Here is a 22413-nt window from a genome sequence, read left to right on the forward strand (position 1 = left end):
TCGGGAGCGCCTCCCGTGGCCGGTGCCGCGCGCGCCGATCCGGTCGGCCACTGGACCCGCGCCCTGCTGGACTCCGCGTACTCGCCGCTGTCGCGCCCGAAGGTCCGCCGCCGGCTGGCCCGGCACTGGGAGGCGCTGGCGGGATCGGTGGCCGAGGCGGAGTTCCGGGCCGACGCGGCGACCGGGCTCGGCGAGTGGCTGGTGGAGGCCAGGTTCACCGGGCGGGACAGCCTGCGGTGCACGGTCGAGGTGCTGGGCGCGGCGCTGTCCGACGCCGACCCGGCGCGGGTGGCGCAGGTGCTCGGCGCGGTCTCGGCCGGTTACGCGAACGCCGCGCGCGAGCAGATCTTCACCGAGCAGGAGGAGATCCGCACGTCGCTGCTGACCACCCTGGAGCAGACCCGGCAGGACCTGCACGACAGCGAGGCCCGGTTCCGGCAGGTGTTCACCTCCTCCGGCGTGGGCATCGCGATCTTCGACGCGGCGGGCGCGGTGCTGGAGGCGAACCCGGCGCTGGTGCGGATGCTCGGGCACGCCGAGGGCGCGGCGCGCGCGGTCGACCCGGCGGAGCTGTTCGAACCGGCGGAGCTGGCCGGGCTGCGCGCCGCGTGGACCGCGGCGGACGGCGCGGACACCCGGATCGAGCAGCAGTTCACCGGCGCGCTGGGCGATCCGATGTGGACGAACGTCGCGCTGTCCGCGGTGCGCGGCCCGGACGGGCGGCCGAAGTACCACGTCGCGGTGATCGAGGACGTGACCGAGCAGCGGATGCTCCGGGACTACCTGCGCCACCAGGCGTTGCACGACGTGCTGACCGGGCTGCCGAACCGGCAGAGCTTCCTGCCCCGGCTGGAGCGGGCGCTGAGCCGGCCGGGCTCGATCACGTTGTGCTACCTGGACGTGGACAGCGTGGCGATCGTCAACGACGGCATCGGCTACGAGGCGGGCGACGAGATGCTCCGGGTGGTCGCGCAGCGGCTGACCACCGTGGTGTCCGACGAGAACGCGACGGTGGCCCGGATCGGCGGCGACGAGTTCGTGGTGCTGATCGAGGACGCCCCGGGCACGCCGAGCATCTCCGCGCTGGCCGAGGCGATCGACCGCGAGCTGTCCGAACCGGTGTACCTGTCCGGGCGCGGCGTGGGCGTCACCGCGGGCATGGGTTTCGTGCGCACGTCGGCGCGCGACGGCGACGCGATGGCGTTGCTGCGCCAGGCGCATTCGACGCTGCGGCGGGCGGAGAGCGGCGGCAAGGGCCAGTGGGGCATCTACGACGCCGGCCAGGACGCCCGCGACCGCGGCCGGCTGGCGTTGATCGCGACCATGCCGGGCGCGCTGGAGAACGGCGAGATCGCCATCGACTACCGCCCGGTGGTGCGGGCCCCGGGCGACGGCGGCGAGCGGGTCGCGGTGGCGGCGCGGTTGCGTTGGGACGAACCGGAGTTCGGGGTCGTCGGGCACGAGGAGTGCCTGGACTTCGCGGACACCCTGGGGTTGAGCGGGCACCTGGGCGAGTGGCTGCTGGACGAGGCGTGCGCGTTCGCCGCGGCCGAGGACGTGCCGGTGGTGGTGCGGCTGTCGGCCGACCAGTCGCGGGACCCGGACCTCGCGACCAGGGTCGGGGACGCGCTGCGCGCCTCCGGGCTGGCCGCGCCCGAGCTGTGGGTGAGCCTGTCGTCGGGCTGCCTGGCGGGCGGGCTGGACGTGGTGGAGGACAACCTGGCCACGCTGGCGGACATGGGCGTGCGGCGGATGTTGCACGGGTTCGACTGCGGGCTGCGGGAGCTGTCCCTGGTGCAGCGGCACGCGCTGCACGGCGTGGAGCTGGACGTGCCGCCGGAGGAGCCGCTGGCCCGGGAAGCGTTGGCGCTGCTGGTCCCGCTGGTGCGGGCGACCGGCGCGCTGGTGGTCAGCGAGGTGTCCGGGGCGGACCTGTCCGTACGGTGGTGACCCGGGCCCGACGACCCGTCCGGCTCCACAGTGGACGAAAAACGCGGCGGGGTCGCGGGATTTCTCCCACGACCCCGCCGCGCACGTGCGGAGATCGGCGTTTCAGGCGAAGGTCGGCAGCTTCATCGCGTGCTGCACCAACGTGATCAGCGTCTGCTTGGTCGACTGCCGGTTGCGCGCGTCGCACGGCACGATCGGCACCGCCTGGTCGATGGTGAGCGCTTCGCGGATGTCCTCGATCCGGTGGTGCAGCAGCCCGTCGAAGCAGTTCACGCCGACCACGTAAGGCAGCTCGCGGTCCTCGAAGAAGTCGATCGAGGCGAACGCGTCGGACAGCCGCCGGGTGTCGACCAGCACGACCGCGCCGATCGCGCCGCGCACCAGGTCGTCCCACATGAACCAGAAGCGGTGCTGGCCGGGCGTGCCGAACAGGTAGAGGATCAGGTCCTGGTCCAGCGACACGCGACCGAAGTCCATGGCCACGGTGGTGGTCATCTTGTTCGGCGTGCTGGACAGGTCGTCCACGCCGACGCTGGCCTCGGTCATCACCGCCTCGGTCGTCAGCGGCACGATCTCGGACACCGAGCCGACGAACGTGGTCTTGCCGACGCCGAACCCGCCGGCGACCACGATCTTGGTCGACGTGACCGTCAGGCTCGGTGTGCCCGGCCTCCCGGGAGCGCCACCGCTCATGTTGCTTCCGCTTTCCCTAGAAGAGGATCTAGCCACGCATCGCGACGTGCAGTTGGGACCTGATCTCCGGGGTGAGCTGCACGCCCACCCGCTCGACCAGCCGGGTCATGGCGTAGCCGATGAGACCGATGTCGCAGTTCGGCGCGGCCAGCACGGCCAGGCACGAGCCGTCGCTGATCGACATCAGGAACAGGTAGCCCCGCTCCATCTCGACCACGGTCTGCTTCACGTCGCCCGCCTCGAAGCAGCGCGCCGCGCCGAGGTTGAGGCTGACCAGACCGGACGCGACGGCGGCGAGCTGTTCCGCGCGGTCGATCGGGAGCCGTTCCGAGGACGCGAGCAGCAGGCCGTCCGCGGACACCACGATCGCGTGCGCCACGCCCGCGACGCGGCTCACGAAGTCGTCGACCAGCCAACTGAAGTTGTCGAGTTCCTCGGCTGCGGTGGTCACGTCTGCTCCTTGCCTTGGTTGCCGGGGATGTCTGCGTTGCCGAACGGTGCGCCCTCCCAGGGCATCCCGTTCTCGTCGGCGGACTCGCGTCCCATCTGGATGCCGCGCTGGTAGGTGGCGAAGCGCTGGCGCAGCCGGTCGGCGGAGCGACGCGGCGGTGCGGCGGTGGCCACGCCGGAGGCGGCGGCCGAGCTGCCGTTGGCGGACGGCGAGGAGGGGTGCGGCGACGGAGCGCTGAGGGAGCCGGGCATCAGGCGGGCGTTGGGCACCCGCTTGGGCAGGCCCGCGGTGGTGGTGTCGTCCACTTCGGACTTGAGCTTGTCGCTCGCGGCGGACCAGCCCTCGTCGGCCGGCCCCCACCCGGAGGTGGCCGCGGGCACCGGCGAGGGCGCGGGCGCGCGCTTGGGCAGGCCGGCGGCGGTGGGCGTCGGGCCGACCCGGTCCACCTGCTCCGGCTTGTCCCGGCGGTCACCGTCGCCGACGAGGTCCACGCGGTCGGCGAACACGGTCCGCTCGGACGCGGTCTCCGGCCGGTCCGCGTCGCCGACCAGGTCGACCCGGTCGGCGAACATCGTCTTCTCCGCCGGCGTCTCCGGCGGCACGTCGTCGGTGAGTTCGCCGTGCACCGGCGCCTCCGCTCCCTCGCTGCCCTGGAACCAGCGTGACAGCACGTCCTCGTAGATCGGCAGCCGCTGAGTGGACGCGTCGTCTTCCTCCACCACGATCGGCGGGGCCTTGGCCGTGCCGGGGTAGGAGTAGTCGATCGCGCCCTGGACGGGCGGCACGGTCTCCGCGACGGTGGCGGTGAACAGGTCCGCCGCCGGGGTCTGCTCGACCTGGAAGAAGTTCGTGCCCTCGTCCGCGGGGGTGGGCACCACCTGCGGGTACGGGGCGGACTCGGCGGGCGCCGGGAACGGCGCGGGCGTCGCGTCCGGGCCGGTGAAGGCCGCGGGCGCCTGGTCGGGCGTCCACTTCGGCACACCGGCCAGCACGCCGACCCCGCTGCCCTCCAGCTCCGGCGTCGCCTGGCGCTGCGGGAGCGCGGGCGCGGCGGGCCGGGCGGCCAGCGGTTCGGGACCGCGGTGCAGCAGCGACACGGGCAGCACGACTTGGGCGGTCACACCACCCTCTATGTCGTCGTTGTTGGTCAGCGTCACCCGGATCTCGTGCCGCTTGGCCAGCTGGCCGACCACGTACAGGCCCATCTCGCGGGCCACCGACACGTCGACCTCGGGCGGCTCGGCGAGCTTGATGTTCGCGTCGATGATGTCCTGCTCCTGCATGCCGACACCGCGGTCGTGGATGCGGATGGACACCTCGCCGCGCCGGGTCTCGATCGCCCGCACGGTCACCTTGGTGGTGGGCTTGGAGAACGCGGTCGCGTTGTCCAGCAGCTCGGCGATGAGGTGCGCGAGGTCGTTGACCACGCGGCCCTGCACCCGCAGCTCCGGCGCGGGCGCGACCTGCACGCGCGCGTACTTCTCCACCTCGGAGACCGCCGCGCCGAGCACCTCGGAGATCGGCACCGGCCGGGTGACCCGGCGGTTGACCGTGGTGCCGGAGAGCACCAGGAGGTTCTCGCTGTTGCGGCGCATCTGGGTGGCCAGGTGGTCCAGCTCGAACAGGCTGGCCAGCTGGTCGGGGTCCTGCTCGTCCTGCTCCAGCCGGTCGATGACGGTGATCTGCCGCTCGACCAGCGCCTGCGAGCGGCGCGAGAGGTTGATGAACATGTCGTTGACGTTCGCGCGCAGCGCCACCTGCTCGACCGCGAGGCGGACGGCTTCGCGCTGCACGGCGTCGAACGCCCGCGCGACCTGCCCGACCTCCTCGGTCGTGTGGATCGGCACCGGCACCAGCGACTCCTCCGCGGCGCGGGCCGGGTCGCGGTGCGTCCGGATGCGCTTGATCGCCTCCGGCAGGCGGTTGCGGGCGACGTCCATCGCGGACCGGCGCAGCACGCGCAGCGGCGTGAGCATCGACCGGGCGACGAAGGCCATCAGGGCGAACGCGATGATCAGCGCCACGGCGACCAGCGCCGCGTCGCGCCAGGCGTCGCCGCGGGCCCGCTCGGTCAGCGCCACCGACGCCTGGTCGGCCTGCTTCTCGATGTCCAGGGCGATCTGCCGGTAGAGCGCGCCGGTCTCCTCGCCGACCCGCATCACCTCGGCGTCGGAGATGGACACCTCGCCGGACTCGTCCTGCTGCACCAGCGCGAGCTGCACCAGCCGGCTGCGGGCGTCCACCGCGGCCCCGGACACCGTGTCGGAGTACCGCTGGCGGTTCTCCTGGCTCGCGGTGTTGACGAAGTCGGTCAGCGCCGCGTCCAACCGGGACTGGGCCGCGCGCAGCGCGTTGACCTGTCCCGGCGCGAACTGGCCGCGCTTGGCCGTGGACAGCAGGATCGCGTTCTGCTGGAACAGCTGCTCCTTCGCGCTGTACAGCGCGAGGTTGGCGCCCGAGAGCGGGGTGATCGTCTCGTTGCTGAGGCTGCTCGCGGTGGTGCGGTGCACCTGCGCGAGGGCGCTGAGCACCTGGCCGTAGGCGCTGTTCACCGAGATGTCGGGGTACTTCGTGGTCAGCGTCGTGTTGCGCAGCGCGGACAGGCCGTCCAGCGACTGCAACGACTTCTCGAACGACCCGCGCACGCTCTCGTCGATGCCGGAGGTGGACGCGGCGACCTCGCGGTACTTGTTGACCTCCTGGTCGACCTTCGCGGACCGCGCGACCAGGTCGGCGCTGTTGTCCGCGCGTCCACCGGCGACGAACCACACCGCGGCGTCGCGCTCCAGCTGGAGCGCGTCGGACACGGCGGCGGCCTGGGCGGACAGCTGGAGTTCGCGCTGCACCTTGCCGTACAGCTCGACGTCGTCGAGCTGGGTGTTGAGCCGCAGGCCCGCGAGGGTCAGCGTGCTCAGCGCGGGCACCAGGAGCACCACGGCGAGCTTGCTGCGCAGCCTCCAGTTGCGCAGACGCCACCGGGAGATCTCCCGGTCGGCGGGCGCGGTGGTGCCTGTGCTCGGACCCGATTCGGGTGGAACCGCGTCCACCGTCTCGTCGGGTTCAATCCGCTCCGGTTCACTCCCGGAGGCGTGGTCATCGTGACCGCGCACCGTCAGCACACTCCCCAGCCCCCCAGCCAGTTAACGACACGTCCTTACAAACCCGGTGGATCTTGGTGGAAAATCCCCGGAAGTCATACCGCCGTTCGGACGAGGACACCGGTATTTTGCAAATCAACCATTGTCCCGCACCGCCGAGGGGGGCGGGCTAAACGATCGCTAACCCGCGTTCACGGCTTTTTCACGCGCCCGACCCGAACGGATAACACGTCGCGGGGGAGCCCGACCCCGGGCTCCCCCGCGACCGGGTCAGCTACCCGACGCGGCCACCAACATCGGCTTGACGTCGAAGTCCTTCTCCAGCAGACCGTAGGTCCTCATCAGCGTGGCCACCCGCTGCAGGCGGGTCGCGTCGAGCGTGGTGGGGAACTCACCGAAGTGAACCAGGCTGGCCGTTTCCTTGTCGACCTTGGCGTACTCCACCAGCAGCGGCTCGACCGTGGGGCGGTCGGCCGCGTCGCGCTGGCCCTTGGTCAACGCGCGCTGGAACGCGGCGACGGTGTTCGGGTTCTCCTTGGCGAACTTGCCGGTCGTGCCGTAGCCCGCGACCGGGATGCCGTCCGTCGGGCCGGACGCGGCGTCGAGCACCGTGATCGCGCCGATCGCGCGCTGGGCCTTGCTGATGAACGGCTCGACCATGAAGGCGGCGTCCACGGTCTTGTTCTGCAACGCGGCCTGCATGTCCGGGAACGGGAACTCCTTGAAGGTCACCGACTTGGGGTCGACGTCGTTGGCCTCCAGGGTCGCCTTCGCGGTCAGCTCGGCGATGTTCTTGAACGTGTTGATCGCGATCGTCTTGCCGGCCAGGTCCTTCGGCGACTTGATGGCCGAGTCCGGGCCGGTCAGGATCAGGAACATCTCGGGCTTGGCCTGGTAGCCGTCGTTGATCAGCTTCAGGCCGTCCACGCCCTTGGCCACGTCCTTGGCCTGCGCGGCGAAGAACGAGACCCAGTTGCCGAACGTGATGTCCAGCTCACCGTTCACCAGGCCCGGGATGGCCGCGGCGCCACCCTGGATCGTGACCGGCTCCACTTCGAGGCCCTCGTCCTTGAAGTAGCCCTTCTTGATCGCGACGTGCACCGAGGCGACGTCGAGGATCGGCAGCAGACCAAGCTTGATCTTGGTCTTTTCGACCTTGCCCGGAGCGGCGGCGGCGTCCGTCGGCTTGTCCGAGGAACCTCCGAGCAGGCCACAGCCGGAGACCACGGCGAGCATCGAGACTGCGGACAGAACGCCGATGATCCTTCTTGCCGAGAGGCCGACTCTACGAGTCATGGGGGGCATCTCCTGTTGGAGTGGCGACATTGCGGGGGCAGGATGCACGGGCGACATGTGGTCAGTGCAGAACCACTCAAAGTGACTTTGGTGGTTCGACAAGACCCCAGTCGACCGACACTCGAAGGCTGATCCACTACCTTCGGTGAGCATCTTTGCACAGGCTGTCCAGAGGTTGGGGTACGCGGTGAGCGATCTTGATGGGGAATGGGCCGTACAGAGCAACCGGCGTCCGGTGGGGATCGTCGGCGCGGGACCGGCCGGACTGACCTTGGGGAACCTGCTCCAGCAGGCCGGGATCCCCTGCGTGGTGCTGGAACGCGGCACCCGCGAGCACATCGAGACCCGCCCGCGCGCGGGCGTCATCGAACACCGGGCCGTCCGGATGCTGGACGAGCACGGCCTGGCCGACCGGCTGCTGCGCGAGGCCGACCGGCACGGGGCGTGCGAGTTCCGGGTCGACGGGCGGGCCCACGAGGTGGACTACTCGGCGCTCTACGACGGGCAGACGCACTACGTCTACCCGCAGCAGGAAGTCGTGAAAGACCTGGTGGGCGCGTACGTGGCGGGCGGTGGCGACGTCCGGTTCAGCGTCACCGACGTCGAGCTGCACGACATCGAGAGCAGCGAGCCGGCCCTCACCTGGACCGCCGCCGACGGCCGCGCGCAGCGGCTGGACTGCTCGTTCATCGCCGGGGCCGACGGCTTCCACGGCGTGACCCGGCGCAGCATCCCGGCCGGGGCCATCCAGGAGTTCTCCCACCAGCACGGCATCGAGTGGCTGTCCATCCTGGCCGAGGCGCCGCCGTCCACCCACAAGGTGATTTACGCGCTGCACCCGGACGGTTTCGCCGGGCACATGCTCCGCAGTTCGACGGTTTCCCGCTACTACCTCCAGGTCCCGGTGGACGACACCGTGGACAACTGGCCGGACGAGCGGGTCTGGACCGAGTTGCACAAGCGCTTCGCGCTGCGCGACTCGGACTGGTCATTGACCGAGGGCCGCATCGTGGAGAAGCGGATCCTGGACATGCGCAGCCATGTGGTTGAACCAATGAACCACGGCAACCTGTACCTTCTCGGCGACGCGGCCCACATCATCACGCCGGTCGGCGCAAAGGGAATGAACCTCGCTTTGCACGACGCCGAGGTGCTGGCCGCCGCCCTGACCGGTTACCACCGAACGGGTGACGAGACTGGGCTGAAGGAGTACTCGGACACCTGCCTGCGCCGGGTGTGGCGTGCCCAGGAGTTCTCGCAGTGGATGGTCTTCATGCTGCACCGCTCGCCGGAGCCGTTCCTCAGCCGATTGGGCCAGGCCCGACTCGAACACCTCATCGGTTCCCGGTCGTCCGCCGGGTATTTCGCGCAAAACTACGTCGGCCCCTGAATTCCGTTCCCGCACCCCACCGCGAAAAAACCGGAGGGCGGGCGATTCCCTCGGGAATCGCCCGCCCTCGGCGGTCGACGGGAAAATCAGGACGACGCCGCGCGGTCCTCCGATTCGGCGCGGGAAACCTCGGCCCGCTCGGCCTCCGCCCATTTCGCCGCGGACTGCTCGTCGGCCTTCCGGCGGGCCCGCACCTCACCCGAACCCTTGCCGACGTTCAACAACCGCGCCACCTCGGCGCGCAACGCCACGAATGCGTCGGATTCACGCGTGGTGATCTGGTCGCGCGGCGCGGGCAACCGCACCGGCAAATCCGCCACCACGGACGCGGGCGAGCCGGACAGCACCAGGATCCGGTCGCCCAGGTACACGCTCTCGTCGATGTCGTGGGTGACCACCAGCACCGTCGTGTCGTGCTCCGCCTTGACCTTGAGCAGCAGGTCCTCCAGCTCGAACCGGGTCTGCGCGTCCACCGACGCGAACGGCTCGTCCATCAGCAGCAGGGCGGGCCGGTAGGCCAGCGCCCGCGCGATCGCCACCCGCTGCTGCATCCCGCCGGAGAGCTGCCACGGGTACTTGCGGTGCGCCTTGGACAGTCCCACCCACTCCAGCGCCTCGGCGGCCCGCGCGCGGCGCGCGGAGCGGCCCAGCGAGCGCTTCAGCGGGAACTCGACGTTCTTCTGCACCGACAGCCACGGGAACAGCGAGCGGCTGTAGTCCTGGAACACCACGGCCAGGTCGTCGGGCACCCCGAGCACCGCGTTGCCGTGCAGGGACACCTCGCCCCTGGTCGGCCGGACCAGGCCGGAGATGGTGCGCAGCAGCGTGGACTTGCCGCAGCCGGACGGGCCGACCACGCAGACCAGCTCACCCGGCCCCACGGTGAACGAGAGGTCGGCGATGGCGGTGTGGGCACCGTCCTTCGCCTGGTAGGTATGGCCGAGATCGGCCACGGACAACATCGCGGTCATGTCAAGCCTCCACCGTCGCGGGGGTGCGCTCCCGCTTCGGCTGCCACGACAGGGCGCGGCGCTCGAAGACGAGGAGCACGGTGTTGAGGGCGTAGCCGAGAACTCCCAAGAGGACGATCCCGGCCCACATGTCGGGGAAGTCGAACTCCCGCTGGGCGACGAGGAGTTGCGACCCGATCCCGTTGTCGGTACCGACCAGTTCCGAGACCACCATGAGCACCAGGGACAGCGACAGGCTGACCCGGAGCCCGGCGAAGATCTTCGGCGCGGCGGCCGGCAGGACCACCCCGAGGACCCACTGGAACTTCGGGATGCGGAACACCGCCGAGGTCTCGGACTTGGTCGCGTCGACGGAGCGGGCGCCGTCGACGCTGTTGAGCAGGATCGGCCACAGCACGCCGAACACGATCGTGGCGAGCTGCATCTGCGTGCCGACGCTGAAGACCAGCAGGAACACCGGCACCAGGGCCGGCGGGGGGATGGAGCGCAGGAACGTCAACAGCGGCCCGGCGTACTGCATGGCCGTCGCGGAACGGCCGAGCGCCACGCCGAGCGAGACGCCGATCAGGGCGGCGATGCCCCAACCGGCCAACAGCCTGCCCAGGCTCGGGAACACGTGGTCGAACACCGTGGAGGTGAGGAACAGGTGGTCCGCGGGACCGGACAGCCACAGCGTCCACGCCGACTCGGCGATCACGGTGGGACGCGGGAAGAACGGGTCGTCGGCCCACCAGGTCAGCAGTTCCCAGACCACGACGAGGCCCGCGAACACCGCCCAGCGCTGGAAGAAACGGGTCATGACCGTCCTCCGGTGACCGAACTCCACGCGACCCAGCGGCGCTGCGCGCGTTCCAGGCCCTCGTTGACCGCGAACCCGATCACGCCCGCGACCACGGTCCCGGCGAGGACCAGGTCCATCCGGCCCGCGCCGCTGCGCGCGTTCATGATGAACTGCCCGAGCCCGCCGCCGGAACCACCGGCGAGCAGTTCCACGCTGACCAGCACGACCAGGCAGGTCGTGGCGGCCAACCGGATTCCGGTGAGGACGAACGGGAGGGAACTGGGCAGCGCCACGGAGAACAGCACCCGCACGCGGCCGGTGCCGAACACCCGGGCGGTCTCCACGAGCAGGGGGTCCAGCTCGTCGAGCGCGTAGATCGTGTTGAACAGGATCGGCCACACCGCCGCGTACACGGCGAGCGTGATCTTCATCTCCGGCCCGATGCCGAGCACCAGGATCGCCAGCGGGATCAGGGCGACCGACGGGATGGGCCGCAGGAACTCGACCACCGCGCGGGTCGCGTGCCGCACCGGGGGAACGCTGCCCAGCACCAGTCCCAAGGGGACGGCGATGCCGATGGACAGTCCCACCGCGATCAGCAGCGCCAGCACGGTCGCGATGACGTCGCGTAAGAACGCCTGGTCGCCCAGCAGCCCGGCTAACTCGACCCCGACCACCGAAGGTGGCGGCAGATACTCCGCGGGAACCAGCCGTGACCGGCCGAACAGCTCCCAGATGACGAGGAACCCGGCCACACCGAGCAGTCCTCGGGTGAGCGCACGCACGCGCAACGCCTACTTCCAGTTGATCAACCCCAGCCAACGCGGCTCAATCTAGAGAGTCGGCACCCATCGCGACAATGAGTGCACGACAAATCACTGTCACGAATATTCACCGGTCCAGGGGTTGCGACTGTCAACGCCCACTGAAGCCTCCGAGCGGACTGCCAGGGGCACGGCGGGCCGAACGGCTGGTCCGGGAAGTGCGCGCGCCGCTGCTCACCGGTCGTGCAGGGGTGGACGGTCCCGCAGATCCGCTCCCCGATCCGGTCCGGGTCGGTGTCCCGATCGAGGCAGCTCATCGAGGTGCCGGCGGTGGTCGGGGCGGCGCAGGGGCGGTGTGCACGTCGGTCGGGGCGGGTGCGCGGTCACCGACAGCGCCACCGCCGAGTGGTGCGCCTGCCTGCTCGACCACCGGGACGTCGGACCGCCCGCCCGCTCGCCACCCGGTCAGCGTCCACGTGCCGACGCTGGACAACGGGTTCGGCGTACCAAGAGTGAGGTGGAGCCGGAGGGGGCTCCACCAGGGGGAACGGGGGTGTCCGGTCGCGACCGGACACCCCCGTCGGGCCCTACAGCCCGACGGCCTTGTACAGCGAGCCGACTTCCTGGCGGTTGAGCACCCGCATCGAGCCGGGGCGCTGGTTGCCCAGCTGCACCTCGCCCACGGCGGTGCGCACCAGGTGCTCCACCGGGTGCCCGACCGCCTCCAGCAGCCGGCGCACGATGTGCTTGCGGCCCTCGTGGATCACGACCTGGACCAGCGCCCGGCCGGGCGCGGAGGAGATCAGCTTGAAGGAGTCGACCGTGACCGGCCCGTCCTCCAGCTCGATGCCCGCGCGCAACCGCTTGCCGACGTCCTTGGCGACCGGGCCCGGCACCTCGGCCAGGTAGGTCTTGGACACGCCGTACGACGGGTGCATCAGGCGGTGCGCCAGGTCGCCGTCGTTGGTCAGCAGCAGCAGGCCCTCGGTGTCGGCGTCCAGCCGGCCGACGTGGAACAGCCGTTCCTTGCGGTTGGCCAGGTAGTCGCCGACGCACGGGCGGTGCGTCTCGTCGTGCATCGTGGACAGCACGCCGCGCGGCTTGTTCAGCACGAGCGTCACCACGTCGTCCTTGAGGACCACGCGCACGCCGTCGACGTGCACGACCGCCGTCTCGGGGTCGATCCGGCGGCCCTGCTCGCGGACCACCTCGCCGTCGACCTGGACGCGGCCCAGGTCGATCAGCTCCTCGGCCACGCGTCGAGAGGCGATACCCGCCTTGGCGAGCACCTTCTGGAGCCGAATCCCTTCGGGTCCCTGGTCAGACATCGTCGATCGCATCCACTTCGGGCAACAGGGGAGCGATCGGCGGCAGGTCGTCCAGCGACGACAGCCCCAACCGCTCCAGGAACAGTTCGGTCGTGCGGTAGAGGAGACCGCCCGTGTCGGTGTCGGTGCCCGTCTCGGCGATGAGCCCGCGCGCGACCAGCGTGCGGATCACCCCGTCGACGTTCACCCCGCGCACCGCCGCGATCCGGGCCCGGGTCACGGGCTGCCGGTAGGCGATGACGGCCAGGGTCTCCAGGGCGGCTCGGGTGAGCTTGGCCCGCTGCCCGTCGAGCAGCAGCTTCTCCACGAACGGCGCGAAGCGGTCCCGCGTGTAGAACCGCCAGCCGTCGCCGATTCTACGCAGGTCGATGCCGCTGCGCCGGTCGGTGTACCGGGCGGCCAGCGCGTGCAGGGCCTTCGTGACGCGCCTCACCGGCTGCTCGAACACGCCGGCGAGCTGCTTCTCGTCGATCGGGCTGTCCACGACGAGCAGCACGGACTCCAGCGCGCCCTCGAACTCCGCGTCGTCGGTGAGGTCGGGCAGCCCCTCGACCGCCTCGGCCACCGGCTCGTCCGGGTCGGCGGCCACGTCGGCGGGCGTCGGCGCGGGGAACAACCCGTCGTCGGCCGGCGGCGGCGCGCCGCCGGCCGGTTCGGCAACGGCCTGCTCGGCGGTGGTCTCCGGCTCGGTCACCCGTACTCCTCGTCCTCGTCCCGGGCCTCCGCCTCGGCGTCCTCGACCGCGCCGCCGACCCACGTGATGCGCAGCTCGCCCAGCGGGTCGGGCTGCTCGAACGCCAGCGCCTTCTCCCGGTACAGCTCCAGCAGCGCGAGGAACCGGGCCACGATTTCCATCGTCTCGGTGCACTCGGCCACCACCTCGGCGAAGGTCATGGTGCCGCGCTCGGCGAGCAGCCCGCGCAGCAGCCCGGCGTGCTCGCGCACCGAGACCCGGTGCTGGTGGACGTGCGAGGTGGACACCGTGCGGACCGGTCTGGGCCGGAACACCACGGCCGCGATCTCGGCGAACCGCCGCGCGTCCACCCCGAGCATCACCTCGGGCAGCAGCCCCTCGTAGCGCTCCTCCAGCGCCACCGACCGGGGGTAGCGCCGGTACGCGCCCTGCTCCAGCTCGCCGAACAGGGCGGCGACCTGCTTGTACGCCCGGTACTGGAGCAGCCGCGCGAACAGCAGGTCGCGGGCTTCCAGCAGGGCCAGGTCCTCCTCGTCCTCGACGTCGCCCGCGGGCAGCAGGCGGGCCGCCTTGAGGTCGAGCAGGGTGGCCGCGATGACCAGGAACTCGGTCGTCTCGTCCAGGTCCCAGCTGTCGCCCAGCGCCCGGATGTGCGCGATGAAGTCGTCGGTGACCTGGTGCAGCGCCACCTCGGTGACGTCGAGGGTGTGCTGCGAGATGAGCTGGAGCAGCAGGTCGAACGGGCCCTCGAAGTTGGTCAGCTTGACCTTGAAGCGACCGTCCGCGACGGGCTCGTCGGCGGGTGGCTCGGCAGGGGTCGGGGCGACGGGTGGATCGCCGGTCACCGCTCGCGCAACCTACGGACCAGCAACGAGTCCTCGCCGTGCTCCTCCAGGTCGTCGAGCACTATCGCGATGGCCTCGCGCACCACCCGACCCCGGTCGACGGCCAGGCCGTGCTCGCCGCGCAGCGCGAGCCGGGCGTGCTCCAGCGCCAGCAGCTCCTCGTCCGACACGTACACGGTGATCTTGGTCGAGTGCTTCTGCCGGCCGGTGCCCCGGCGCGGGGCCTGCTCCTGCTCGGAGGGCTGCGCGGGCACGGCGTCGAAGACCGACGGGCTGGTGAGGCGGAACAGTTCGGACGCGCCCGGCAGTGATGGGCGTCGGGTCACCGGGCGATCACCTCGCGCGCCAGCGCGCGGTACGCCTTCGCGCCCGCCGAGCGGGGCGCCCACCGGGTGATCGGCTCGCCGGCGACGGTCGTCTCCGGGAACCGGACGGTGCGGTTGATCACCGTGTCGAACACCACTTCGCCGAACGCCTCGACCACGCGCGCCATCACCTCGCGGGAGTGCAGGGTGCGCGGGTCGTACATGGTGGCGAGGATGCCGGTGATTTCGAGCTTGGGGTTCAACCGCTCCCTGACCTTCTCGATGGTGTCTATCAACAACGCGACCCCGCGCAGGCTGAAGAACTCGCACTCCAGCGGGATGAGGACGCCGTCGGCCGCCGCGAGCGCGTTGACCGTGAGCAGCCCGAGCGAGGGCTGGCAGTCGACCAGCACGTAGTCGTAGTGGTCGATGACCGGGCGCAGCGTCCGGACCAGGGTGTGCTCGCGGCCCACCTCGGAGACCAGCTGGATCTCCGCCGCCGACAGGTCGATGTTGCTGGGCAGCAGGTCCATGCCCTCGACGTGGGTCTGCATGATCACGTCGCGGACCGTCACGTCGCGTTCCATGATCACGTTGTAGATGGTCTGGTCCAGCTGGTGCGGGTGCACGCCCAGGCCCACCGACAGCGCGCCCTGCGGGTCGAAGTCGACCAGCAGCACGCGGCGGCCGTACTCGGTCAGCGCCGCGCCCAGGTTGATCGTGGAGGTGGTCTTGCCGACCCCGCCCTTCTGGTTGCAGATGGCCAGGATCTTCGCCGGCCCGTGGTGGGCGATCAGGGGTGGTTCCGACACGAAGCGCAATGGTCGTCCGGTGGGGCCTATTTCGCCCACCGACTGCTCCGCGGCGTCCTCGTCGGCCGGCGCGGCGTGCGGGGCGAGGCTCAGTTCGACCGACGCCCTCGGCACACCGGACGGTGGCGTGGGCGGCGGAGGGCCGCCCCACGGGCCCGCGTGTTCCGGTGTCGACATCGCCTTCCCGATTCCTAGTCCTCTGCCTGGGCGCAGCCTAAGCACACCGCCGGGACCCGGCAACGCGCCTCGCCGTAGCGCGGGCGAGGAGTTCTCAACGCACGGCGGTGGTCCGATCGGCCGCCCTGAGCACGACGTCGAGCAGCCCGGGGAACAGCGCGTCCAGGTCTTCGCGGCGCAGCGACACCCACCGCTGGTTCCCGCACGCCCTGGTCCGGGTGATGCCCGCCTCGCGCAGCACCCGCAGGTGCTGGGACAGCGTCGACTTGGCGACGTCCACGGCGAGCGCGCCGCAGCAGCGCTCACCGTCGGCCTCGATCTGGAGGACGACGGCCAGCCGGGTCGGGTCGCTCAGCGCGTGCAGCACCGCGCAGAGGTCGATGGCGGCGGCGTCCGGCTCGTCGATGTTGGGCACCGGCACGGCTCCTCCAGCTTGTCGCGTCCGGGGTGGGGCTTGTGTTCTACGTGGTCGGCCGCGGGATGTCACCCCCTGCGAACGTCACCCGAAAGGCTGACGTCCGAGTGGGATGCCCCACAGTACCCGTGGAGGGCTCACGTTCCACCGGTCGCACGGGGGTGCGCGGTCGCGTAGACCTCGCGCAGCGTGTTGACCGTGACCAGGGTGTAGACCTGGGTGGTGGTCACCGAGGCGTGTCCCAGCAGCTCCTGCACCACCCGCACGTCCGCGCCGCCCTCCAGCAGGTGCGTGGCGAACGAGTGGCGCAGGGTGTGCGGCGAGACCTCGGCGGTGATGCCCGCCCGTTGCGCCGCGGTCTTGAGCACCTGCCACGCCGTCTGCCGGGACAGCCGGCCGCCCCGGGCGTTGAGGAACAGCGCCGGCGTACCGCGCTTGACCAGCGTCGGGCGGGCCCGCACCAGGTAGGCATCCAGCGCGGCCAGCGCCGGGCGGCCCACCGGCACCAGCCGCTGCCTGCCGCCCTTGCCGTCGAGCAGCACGGTCCGCTCGGCGGTGTCCACGTCGTCCACGTCCAGCCCGACCACCTCGGAGATCCGCGCGCCGCTGGAGTACAGCAGTTCCAGCAGGGCGCGGTCGCGCAGCGTGCCGGGTACGTCCAGCAGCCGCAGCACGTCGTCCACCGGCAGCGCCTTGGGCAGCCGGCGCGGCGGGGTGGGTGGGCGCACCGAGCGCGCCGGGTCGGTCGGCGTCAGTCCTTCGAGGTGGGCGAACTTGTGCAGGCCGCGCACCGCGACCAGGGTCCGCGCGGCGGACGACTCGGCGAGCCCGGATTCGCGCAGGCCCGCCAGGAAGTCCCCCACCAGCGCCTCGGTCACGCCGGACAGCCGGTCCACGCCTCGGGCGTCCAGGTGCTCGGCGTAGCGGCGCAGGTCGCGGGTGTAGGAGTCGAGCGTGTTGCGGGCGGTGCCGCGCTCCACGGCCAGGTGGTCGAGGAACGAGGTGATCGCGGCGCGCGCGGTCGGGTCGCTCACAGCTGCGCCAGCGGCACGTGCGGCAGGTTGTGCGCCCTGGCCACCTCGGCCTGCACGATCGTGCCGTGCACCGCGTTCACGCCCTTGGCCAGCGCCGGGTCGTCCGCCACGGCCCGCCGGAAACCCTTGTCCGCCAATGCGATCACGTACGGCAGTGTGACGTTCGCGAGCGCCCACGTCGAGGTGTGCGGCACCGCGCCGGGCATGTTGGCCACGCAGTAGAACAGCGAGCCGTGCACCCGGAAGGTCGGGTCGTCGTGGGTGGTGGGGCGCGAGTCGGCGAAGCAGCCGCCCTGGTCGATCGCGACGTCCACCAGGACCGAGCCGGGCCGCATGGTCGACACCAGGTGGTTGTCCACCAGCCGGGGCGCCTTCGCGCCGGGCACGAGCACCGCGCCGATCACCAGGTCGGCCCACCGGCACGCCTGCTCCACCTCGTAGGCGTTGCTCGCCACGGTCTGGAGGTGCCCCCGGTAGGTGAAGTCGATCTGCCGCAGCCGGTTGACGTTGGTGTCCAGCACCACCACCTCGGCCTGCAACCCGAGCGCGATGGCCGCCGCGTTCATCCCGGCCACGCCCGCGCCGAGCACCGCGACCCGGCCCGCCGGGACACCCGGCACACCGCCGAGCAGCACGCCGCGCCCGCCCTGGTTGCGCTCCAGGCAGTGCGCGCCGACCTGGGCGGCCATCCGCCCGGCGACCTCGCTCATCGGGGCGAGCAGCGGCAGCGAGCCGTCCGCGAGCTGCACGGTCTCGTAGGCGATGGCGTCGACGCCGGCGGCGACGACCGCGCGCGTGCACTCGGGGTCCGCGGCCAGGTGCAGGTAGGTGAACAGGGTCTGGCCGGGCCGCATCCGGTGGTACTCCTCGGCGACCGGCTCCTTGACCTTGAGGACGAGTTCGGCCGCGCCCCACACGTCGTCCGCGGTGGGCGCGATCCGCGCGCCGGCCGCCGCGAACTCGACGTCCGGGATGGCGCTGCCCTCGCCCGCGCGGGCCTCCACCAGCACCCGGTGACCGCGCCTGGTCAGCTCGACCACGCCCGCCGGGGTGATGGCGACCCGGTGCTCCTGGTTCTTCAGCTCCCGAGGGATTCCGACCAACACCAGGTCAGCGTAGGTCGCCCGGCGGGTTCCGGCTGAACAGGCGGGCGCGGGCTGTTAGCGTGCGAGTTGTGTCGGAACCCCACCAGGTGCGCATCGGCAACCAGCAGCGCGAGGCTGCCATCAGCGCGCTCAACGACCACTTCGCGGCGGGCCGCCTGGAGATCGGCGAGTACGAGCAGCGGGTCGGCTACGCGACCGCCGCCGAGACCGCCGCCGAACTCATGGCCCTGTTCCACGACCTGCCGCAACCACACCCGCAGTTGCAGCCGCCGCCGCAGACGCAGTACGCGCCGCCCACCGACTACGCCACCCCGCCGCCGAGCTACAACGCGCCCGGCTACAGCCCGCCGGGCCCTCCGCAGGGCTACCCGCCCGTGGACTACGCCTACGCCCAGCCGCCGGGCTTCGGCCCGAACGCGCCCTACGGCGTGGACCCGCTGACCGGTCAGCCGCTGTCGGACAAGTCGCGCATCGCGGCCGGCGTGCTGCAACTGGTGCTGCCGTTCGGCATCGGCCGGTTCTACATCGGCGACACCGGGATCGGCGTGGCCCAGCTGCTGACCTGCGGCGGGTGCGGGATCTGGTCGCTGATCGACGGCATCATCCTGCTGGTCAACGGCGGGACCGACAGCCAGGGCCGCAAGCTGCGCGACTAGCCCCCCGGGCTCACCAGGCCAGGTTCCGCACGAGCATCCAGACCACCGCGAGCGCCACCACCGGCACCCCCACCTTCGGGGGCAGTGGTGGCGTTCGCTCGTCCCGCCGGGCCGCGCGCAACCAGCGCAGCCACAGCCACCCGAGCAGCGGCAGCCCGGCCACCAGCATCACGGCGTTGAGCTGCCACGCCGCCGCCAGGTCGCCGTGCAGCAGGGCGTGCACCATCCGGGTGGAACCGCAGGCAGGGCACTGGATGCCGGTCAACGCGTAGAGCGGGCACGGCGGCCAGACCGACCCCGGCCCGTTGGGGTCGAAGAACACCAACCCCACCCCGGCCCCCACGGCCGCCACCGCGACCGCGACCGGTCCCCGCACACCCATGCGACCCATTGTCCCGCACGGACCGGCTCGGCACACCGGACGTATGCGCGTCCGACGTCCGCACCCGGCCACGGTGGTGGTGCTGTTCGCGGTTGCCGGCGCGTCGCAGATCGCCGCCGGGTCCGACGGCCGGCCAACCCGCCAGAGCTTGCCGGTGTGACGGCCTGTTCGCCGCTGTGACCTGCGCAGTCGGGCCGACGGCCGGGGGGCGGAATCGGTGACCGGATGACCCCATCGGGCGGCGCGGAGGCGGCGGAGTTCGGCGCGGTGCTCCGACGAGCGCGGAAGCGCAAAGCCCTCACTCAGGAGCAGCCGGCCGTGCTCTGCGACCCGGGTGTGCGCACCATCCGGCGGCTGGAGGCCGGCGACTTCGCCAGTACCCGGTCGTGGACGGCGCAGGTCCTGGCCGACGCGCTCGGGTCGGGGCCGGACGAGCGCGAGACCTTCCTGTCGGCGGTCACCGTGCTGGAGGCGCGCGCCAGGGTGGCCGACGGGTTCGGGACGCTCTTGCGCCGGACCCGGGAGGACCGGGGGCTGACCCGGGGAACACCGGCCGAGCGTGCCGCGGTCGGCGTGCGCACCGTCCAGCAGCTGGAATCCGGCACCGCCCCGGGCCTCACCGTGGCGACGCTGCGGGACTTGGCCGACGCGCTCGGGCTGCGGTTGGGGTCGGCAGACCGTGACGGTTTCCTGCGCGCGGCCGTCGACGGGAGCAGGGAGCCGCGAGACGGTCCCGGGCCCCGGTAGGACCGGAAAGACAGGTCCGCCGCCCGCGAGTGCTCTCGCGGGCGGCGGACCGACGTCCGGTCCGGACCGCAGCGGTCCGGCCCACCCTGTCGACCGGGGTCAGCGGCCCCGGGCGGCGAACCTGGTCGGGCGGTCCGCGAAGGGGGCGTCCGCCGGGCGACCCTGCGCCCGCCCCGCCAGCACGGCCTGCGCCGCGAGCACCCCGGCCACCGCCGCGCCGTTCACGATCTCGCCGGCCAGCGCCATCGCCACCGCGTCGTCCAGCGGAACCCGCCGCACCTCCAGGTCCGCCTCCTCCTCGCCCATCATCTCCCGCTCGACCTCGGACAGCCCTCGGGCCAGGAACACCCGCACCACCTCGTCGGTGAACCCGGGCGACGCGGCGACGTCGACCAGCGTCACCCACTCGCGCGCCGCCAGCCCGACCTCCTCCACCAGCTCGCGCCGGGCCGCCTCCACGGGCTGCTCGGCGGGCGAGTCCAGCAGCCCGGCGGGCAGCTCCCACAACCGCTTGCCCAGCGGGTGCCGGTACTGGTGGATGAGCGTGACCAGGCCGTCCTCGTCCACGGCCGCCACCGCGACCGCGCCCAGGTGCTCGACGACCTCGCGGGTCGCGGTCCCGCCGCCGGGCATGACGACCTCGTCCACCCGCAGGCCGACGACCCGCCCGATGTGCACGTCGCGCGTGGACGCGGTGCTGAACTCGTGCCTCACTTCGCCGCCCCTGCGGTCTCCGGCAGCGGCAGCCGGTCGGCGAGCCGGTAGTCCAGCGCCGCCTTCACGAACGCCGCGAACAGCGGGTGCGGCCTGGTCGGCCGGCTCTTGAGCTCCGGGTGCGCCTGGGTCGCGACGAAGAACGGGTGCACGTCCTCGGGCAGTTCCACGAACTCGACCAGCCGCCCGTCCGGCGACGTCCCGGAGAACACCAGCCCGGCCTTGCCGAGCTTGTCCCGGTAGGCGTTGTTCACCTCGTAGCGGTGGCGGTGCCGCTCGGACACCTCGGCCACCCCGTACGCGCGCGCGACCTGCGAACCCGGCACGAGCTTGGCCGGGTAGGCGCCCAGCCGCATCGTGCCGCCCATGTCGCGCTGCCCGGCGACCACGTCCTGCTGGTCGGCCATGGTGCTGATCACCGGCGAGCCGCCCTCGTCGAACTCGGCCGAGTTCGCGTCGGTGATGCCCGCGAGGTTGCGCGCCGCCTCGATCACCAGGCACTGCAACCCCAGGCACAGGCCCAGCAGCGGGATGCCCCGGGTGCGCGCGTAGGTGATCGCGCCGATCTTGCCCTCGATGCCGCGCACCCCGAACCCGCCGGGGATCAGCACGCCGTCGAGCCCGGCCAGCGCGTGCGCCGCGCCGGAGGGCGTCTGGCACTCGTCGGACGGCACCCACACGACCTCGACCTTGGCGTGGTTGGCGAACCCGCCGGCGCGCAGCGCCTCGGTGACCGACAGGTACGCGTCCGGCAGGTCGACGTACTTGCCGACCAGCGCGATCCGCACCCGCTCGGCCGGGTTGTGCACGCGGTCGAGCAGGTCGCCCCACACCGTCCAGTCGACGTCGCGGAACGGCAGCCCGAGCCGGCGCACCACGTAGGCGTCGAGGCCCTCGCCGTGCAGCACCTTGGGGATGTCGTAGATCGACGGCGCGTCGACCGCGGCGACCACGGCCTCCGTGTCGACGTCGCACATCAGGCCGATCTTGCGCTTGAGCGCGTCCGGGATCTCCCGGTCCGCGCGGCACACGATGGCGTCGGGCTGGATGCCGATGTTGCGCAGCGCGGCGACCGAGTGCTGGGTCGGCTTGGTCTTCAGCTCGCCGGAGGGCGCGAGGTAGGGGACCAGCGAGACGTGCAGGAAGAACACGTTGTCGCGGCCCACGTCGTGGCGGACCTGGCGGGCGGCTTCGAGGAACGGCAGCGACTCGATGTCGCCCACGGTCCCGCCGACCTCGGTGATCACCACGTCCGGCGCGACGCCGTCCGCGCCGGGCTCAGCCATCGCCCGGATCCGGCGCTTGATCTCGTCGGTGATGTGCGGGATCACCTGGACCGTGTCGCCCAGGTACTCGCCGCGCCGCTCCTTGGCGATCACCTCGGAGTACACCTGCCCGGTGGTGACGTTGGCGTCCCCGGACAGGTCGCGGGCGAGGAACCGCTCGTAGTGACCGATGTCGAGGTCGGTCTCCGCGCCGTCGTCGGTGACGAACACCTCGCCGTGCTGGAAGGGGTTCATCGTGCCGGGGTCCACGTTGAGGTACGGGTCCAGCTTCTGCATGGTCACCCGCAGGCCCCGGGCGGTCAGCAACTGGCCGAGGCTGGAGGCGGTGAGTCCCTTGCCCAGGGAGGAGGCCACGCCCCCGGTGACGAAAACGTGCTTGGTCGTACGTGCCTGAAGCACCAAGGAGGCTCCCCGTGGTCTGAAGTTCCGCAGGGCAACCGGCCCTGTCCACGGGCCCTAACGCTAACACGCCACCGGTCACCGAGCGCGCTCCTGGTCCGGCAAACCATCACTCGGAT

General features: G+C 71.7%; 22 protein-coding genes. 4 read left to right on the plus strand and 18 right to left on the minus strand.

What is annotated here, in order from left to right; translation table 11 throughout:
• The first annotated feature begins 15 nt into the window (after positions 1–15).
• Complete coding sequence (locus AC0HI0_RS23545) at positions 16–1950, plus strand: diguanylate cyclase domain-containing protein (RefSeq protein WP_480925666.1); 1935 nt, start codon at positions 16–18, stop codon at positions 1948–1950.
• A gap of 102 nt (positions 1951–2052) precedes the next feature.
• On the opposite strand, the gene AC0HI0_RS23550 is transcribed toward AC0HI0_RS23545, so the two are convergent.
• From AC0HI0_RS23550 to AC0HI0_RS23565, 4 genes are all read right to left on the minus strand, one after another.
• Positions 2053–2643, minus strand: coding sequence for a GTP-binding protein (locus AC0HI0_RS23550; protein ID WP_480925667.1), 591 nt, complete (start codon positions 2641–2643; stop codon positions 2053–2055).
• A 28-nt stretch (positions 2644–2671) separates the two neighbouring features.
• Positions 2672–3094, minus strand: coding sequence for a roadblock/LC7 domain-containing protein (locus AC0HI0_RS23555; RefSeq protein WP_015103904.1), 423 nt, complete (start codon positions 3092–3094; stop codon positions 2672–2674).
• Positions 3091–6141, minus strand: coding sequence for a sensor histidine kinase (locus AC0HI0_RS23560; protein ID WP_480925668.1), 3051 nt, complete (start codon positions 6139–6141; stop codon positions 3091–3093). Before AC0HI0_RS23560 ends, AC0HI0_RS23555 begins: the two co-directional genes overlap by 4 nt.
• Before the next feature lie 321 nt (positions 6142–6462).
• Positions 6463–7488, minus strand: coding sequence for an ABC transporter substrate-binding protein (locus tag AC0HI0_RS23565; RefSeq protein ID WP_480925669.1), 1026 nt, complete (start codon positions 7486–7488; stop codon positions 6463–6465).
• A gap of 187 nt (positions 7489–7675) precedes the next feature.
• Here AC0HI0_RS23565 and AC0HI0_RS23570 point away from each other — a divergent pair, with 187 nt between their 5' ends.
• Complete coding sequence (locus tag AC0HI0_RS23570; protein WP_480925670.1) at positions 7676–8878, plus strand: 4-hydroxybenzoate 3-monooxygenase; 1203 nt, start codon at positions 7676–7678, stop codon at positions 8876–8878.
• An 86-nt stretch (positions 8879–8964) separates the two neighbouring features.
• Here AC0HI0_RS23570 and AC0HI0_RS23575 read toward each other — a convergent pair whose 3' ends face one another.
• The 11 genes from AC0HI0_RS23575 to ald form a co-directional block, all read right to left on the minus strand.
• Entirely contained in the window at positions 8965–9849 is an 885-nt protein-coding gene (locus tag AC0HI0_RS23575; RefSeq protein WP_480925671.1) for an ABC transporter ATP-binding protein, read from the minus strand.
• Between the two features lies 1 nt (position 9850).
• Positions 9851–10648: an ABC transporter permease gene (locus tag AC0HI0_RS23580; RefSeq protein ID WP_480925672.1), complete on the minus strand. Its 798-nt coding sequence runs from the start codon at positions 10646–10648 to the stop codon at positions 9851–9853.
• Positions 10645–11415 (minus strand): ABC transporter permease, encoded by a 771-nt coding sequence (locus AC0HI0_RS23585; protein WP_480925673.1) that lies wholly within the window; start codon positions 11413–11415, stop codon positions 10645–10647. The genes AC0HI0_RS23580 and AC0HI0_RS23585 overlap by 4 nt, the downstream gene beginning before the upstream one ends.
• Before the next feature lie 566 nt (positions 11416–11981).
• Complete coding sequence (locus AC0HI0_RS23590; protein WP_480925674.1) at positions 11982–12722, minus strand: pseudouridine synthase; 741 nt, start codon at positions 12720–12722, stop codon at positions 11982–11984.
• A complete protein-coding gene (gene scpB / locus AC0HI0_RS23595; protein WP_480925675.1) occupies positions 12715–13416 on the minus strand; it encodes an SMC-Scp complex subunit ScpB in 702 nt (233 codons plus the stop codon). Before scpB ends, AC0HI0_RS23590 begins: the two co-directional genes overlap by 8 nt.
• Positions 13413–14261: a segregation and condensation protein A gene (locus AC0HI0_RS23600; RefSeq protein WP_480925676.1), complete on the minus strand. Its 849-nt coding sequence runs from the start codon at positions 14259–14261 to the stop codon at positions 13413–13415. The genes scpB and AC0HI0_RS23600 overlap by 4 nt, the downstream gene beginning before the upstream one ends.
• Entirely contained in the window at positions 14258–14587 is a 330-nt protein-coding gene (locus tag AC0HI0_RS23605) for a hypothetical protein (RefSeq protein ID WP_480925677.1), read from the minus strand. The genes AC0HI0_RS23600 and AC0HI0_RS23605 overlap by 4 nt, the downstream gene beginning before the upstream one ends.
• The gene (locus tag AC0HI0_RS23610; RefSeq protein WP_480925678.1) at positions 14584–15555 is read right to left on the minus strand and encodes a ParA family protein; all 972 of its coding nucleotides are present in this window, start codon (positions 15553–15555) and stop codon (positions 14584–14586) included. Before AC0HI0_RS23610 ends, AC0HI0_RS23605 begins: the two co-directional genes overlap by 4 nt.
• Before the next feature lie 94 nt (positions 15556–15649).
• Positions 15650–15970 carry an ArsR/SmtB family transcription factor gene (locus tag AC0HI0_RS23615; RefSeq protein WP_480925679.1) on the minus strand — a complete coding sequence of 107 codons (321 nt, stop codon included), beginning with the start codon at positions 15968–15970 and terminating at the stop codon, positions 15650–15652.
• A 137-nt stretch (positions 15971–16107) separates the two neighbouring features.
• On the minus strand, positions 16108–17004 hold the full coding sequence (gene xerD / locus AC0HI0_RS23620) for a site-specific tyrosine recombinase XerD (protein ID WP_480925680.1): 897 nt from the start codon (positions 17002–17004) through the stop codon (positions 16108–16110).
• Positions 17001–18110: an alanine dehydrogenase gene (ald, locus tag AC0HI0_RS23625; RefSeq protein ID WP_480925681.1), complete on the minus strand. Its 1110-nt coding sequence runs from the start codon at positions 18108–18110 to the stop codon at positions 17001–17003. Before ald ends, xerD begins: the two co-directional genes overlap by 4 nt.
• 68 nt (positions 18111–18178) lie before the next feature.
• Between ald and AC0HI0_RS23630 the strand changes: the two genes are divergently transcribed.
• Positions 18179–18766: a DUF1707 domain-containing protein gene (locus tag AC0HI0_RS23630; RefSeq protein WP_480925682.1), complete on the plus strand. Its 588-nt coding sequence runs from the start codon at positions 18179–18181 to the stop codon at positions 18764–18766.
• A gap of 10 nt (positions 18767–18776) precedes the next feature.
• Here the strand turns inward: AC0HI0_RS23630 and AC0HI0_RS23635 are convergent, their stop codons facing one another.
• Positions 18777–19148 (minus strand): DUF2752 domain-containing protein, encoded by a 372-nt coding sequence (locus AC0HI0_RS23635; RefSeq protein WP_480925683.1) that lies wholly within the window; start codon positions 19146–19148, stop codon positions 18777–18779.
• A gap of 225 nt (positions 19149–19373) precedes the next feature.
• Here AC0HI0_RS23635 and AC0HI0_RS23640 point away from each other — a divergent pair, with 225 nt between their 5' ends.
• The gene (locus tag AC0HI0_RS23640; RefSeq protein WP_480925684.1) at positions 19374–19895 is read left to right on the plus strand and encodes a helix-turn-helix domain-containing protein; all 522 of its coding nucleotides are present in this window, start codon (positions 19374–19376) and stop codon (positions 19893–19895) included.
• A gap of 99 nt (positions 19896–19994) precedes the next feature.
• On the opposite strand, the gene AC0HI0_RS23645 is transcribed toward AC0HI0_RS23640, so the two are convergent.
• Entirely contained in the window at positions 19995–20609 is a 615-nt protein-coding gene (locus tag AC0HI0_RS23645; protein ID WP_480925685.1) for an NUDIX domain-containing protein, read from the minus strand.
• Entirely contained in the window at positions 20606–22297 is a 1692-nt protein-coding gene (locus AC0HI0_RS23650) for a CTP synthase (protein ID WP_480925686.1), read from the minus strand. The genes AC0HI0_RS23645 and AC0HI0_RS23650 overlap by 4 nt, the downstream gene beginning before the upstream one ends.
• Positions 22298–22413: the final 116 nt, after the last annotated feature.

This window comes from Saccharothrix sp. NBAS 001, from assembly GCF_056640475.1.

Coding starts and splice junctions, on each gene's coding strand:
- AC0HI0_RS23550 (WP_480925667.1), bottom strand. CDS start 2,643: ATGAGCGGTGGCGCTCCCGGGAGGCCGGGCACACCGAGCCTGACGGTC.
- AC0HI0_RS23565 (WP_480925669.1), bottom strand. CDS start 7,488: ATGACTCGTAGAGTCGGCCTCTCGGCAAGAAGGATCATCGGCGTTCTG.
- AC0HI0_RS23575 (WP_480925671.1), bottom strand. CDS start 9,849: ATGACCGCGATGTTGTCCGTGGCCGATCTCGGCCATACCTACCAGGCG.
- AC0HI0_RS23580 (WP_480925672.1), bottom strand. CDS start 10,648: ATGACCCGTTTCTTCCAGCGCTGGGCGGTGTTCGCGGGCCTCGTCGTG.
- AC0HI0_RS23590 (WP_480925674.1), bottom strand. CDS start 12,722: ATGTCTGACCAGGGACCCGAAGGGATTCGGCTCCAGAAGGTGCTCGCC.
- AC0HI0_RS23610 (WP_480925678.1), bottom strand. CDS start 15,555: ATGTCGACACCGGAACACGCGGGCCCGTGGGGCGGCCCTCCGCCGCCC.
- AC0HI0_RS23635 (WP_480925683.1), bottom strand. CDS start 19,148: ATGGGTGTGCGGGGACCGGTCGCGGTCGCGGTGGCGGCCGTGGGGGCC.
- AC0HI0_RS23640 (WP_480925684.1), top strand. CDS start 19,374: ATGACCCCATCGGGCGGCGCGGAGGCGGCGGAGTTCGGCGCGGTGCTC.